General features: G+C 75.7%; 2 protein-coding genes and 1 pseudogene. All 3 read right to left on the reverse strand.

Annotated features, from left to right (window positions below):
* The coding region (locus tag HW445_RS29445) for an HAD family hydrolase (RefSeq protein WP_180223874.1) at window positions 1-675 on the reverse strand (675 nt) is incomplete at its 3' end.
* Entirely contained in the window at window positions 672-1,421 is a 750-nt protein-coding gene (locus tag HW445_RS29450) for a phosphatase PAP2 family protein (RefSeq protein ID WP_180223875.1), read from the reverse strand. The genes HW445_RS29445 and HW445_RS29450, both read right to left, overlap by 4 nt.
* Before the next feature lie 100 nt (window positions 1,422-1,521).
* Window positions 1,522-1,816, reverse strand: a pseudogene (locus tag HW445_RS29455) (M56 family peptidase); the annotation flags it as partial.

Here is a 1,816-nt window from a genome sequence, read left to right on the forward strand (position 1 = left end):
GAGCGGATCGACGAAGCGCACTGCACAGCCGAGCGCCGCGGCACCCCCGTCGGCCCGGCGGTCGTCGCCCACCATCAGGGTCCGGGACGGTTCCGCCCCCAGGGCCTCGAGGGCCACGCGGAAGAGATCCGGCTCGGGCTTCTGCGCGCCGTGCTCGAACGACAGGGCGTAGGTGTCCACATAGGCGTCGAGCCCATGTGCCCGGAACACCGGACGCAGATCCCACCCGATGTTGCTGACCACACCCACGGCCACGCCCCGGTCGCGCAGTCGCGCCAGGACCTCCACGGCGTCCGGGTAGGGCTCCCAGGCCTCGGGCGTCATGTGGCGGTCGTACAGGGCGTCGTGCAGCGCGGGGTCCGGCAGGTCCACCCGGCGCGACAGCCCCGTGTAGAGGCCCCGGTGGAGTTCCGGCGTCCGGTCGCGGTTCTCCCAGGCGTCGGCCAGTCCACCGGGCAGCGCGCGCGGCACCGGACCGCCGGGCAGCGCCCCCGCCTCCTCCAGTTCCCGCGCGGCGCGCAGGGTGTGCTCCTCCGTCATGACGGTCCCGGTCGCCCGGAGCACCGCGCGCAGCCACGTCTCGACCGGCTCGATGCGGAACAGCGTCCCGGAGAAGTCGAACAGCACGGTCTCGAACCGCCTGTCGCCGGAGGCCGCGGAGGTGGAAGCAGTCATGCGCGAGAGCGTAGCCGCGGCCGCCGGTGCGCGGAGGGGCGCGAACCGGCCTCGCGCAGCCACGGCAGCCGTTCGTGGATCACCACCGCGGCGGCCACCGTCATGCCCCCCAGCAGCCAGCCGCCCACCACGTCCGAGAGCCAGTGGACCCCCAGCCAGACCCGCGTCAGCCCCACCCCCACGACGCTGACCACGGCGGTGGTCACCGCCGCCCGCCACAGCCGGCGCTCCACACCACGGCGGTGCAGGACCCACAGCAGCAGGCCGCAGCAGACGGCCGCGGTCATGGCGTGACCGGAGGGGAAGGCGGCGTAGCGGGCGTGGTCGACCGGGTCGGGCCACACCGGCCGGGGCCGGGCGACGACGGCCTTGAGCACCTGCTGGAGCAGGGCCGCCACGGCCACCACCGCCACCAGCCACAGCGCGGGCCACCACTGCGACCGGCGCCAGACGAGCCAGACGGCCACCACCACGGTCAGGGCGCGCAGCGTGAGCGGGTCCCAGATCCAGTCGGTGAGCACGCGGAAGGCAGCCGTGAGGCCGTCCTCGTCGACCGCCCAGCGGTGGGTGGTCCGGGCGATCTCCGTGTCCATGGCGACCAGCGGCTGCCAGGAGGCCTCCACCAGGGCGAGGAGGACCAGGGAGCAGAGGGCGAGGACGGCCGCCGTGCGCAGGGCGGCGTCGTGGAGCCGTCGGTGCGGGGCGGACGGCGCGGCGAGGGGCGGGGCATGCGGGGAGAGGCGCATGGGGCCGATACTGACCCGGCCCGCCCCCCTGAAACCACCCTTTCGCGTCGTTCACCGCCCGTGGTGGGCGGCCGGCGGCCGTGGTTCACCCGTCCGGACGTCAGCCGTGGTGGAGAACGCCCAGGCCCGGGGCGAAGGCGACCAGCAGCGGAACCGCGGGAACCAGGGCGCCCGCCGCCGTCAGCCCGAGCCGGCGGAACGGGCTCAGCCGGCGCGGCGGGGCGATCAGGCGATGGACACGGTCCGGGACGTCCGCCCGCCCGCCGGAGGGCGTGGGGCCGAACACGCCGCGGTCCTCGTTGAGGCCCACCAGGGCCAGCGCGACGGCGAGCCGGCCGTGGCGGCGGGAGGCCGAGTCGTCGGCGGCCAGCTCCACCAGCCGGTGGATCTCGTCG

Source organism: Streptomyces sp. UH6, assembly GCF_013421635.1.
GTDB lineage: Bacteria > Actinomycetota > Actinomycetes > Streptomycetales > Streptomycetaceae > Streptomyces > Streptomyces abyssomicinicus.

Coding starts and splice junctions, on each gene's coding strand:
- HW445_RS29450 (WP_180223875.1), bottom strand. CDS start 1,421: ATGCGCCTCTCCCCGCATGCCCCGCCCCTCGCCGCGCCGTCCGCCCCG.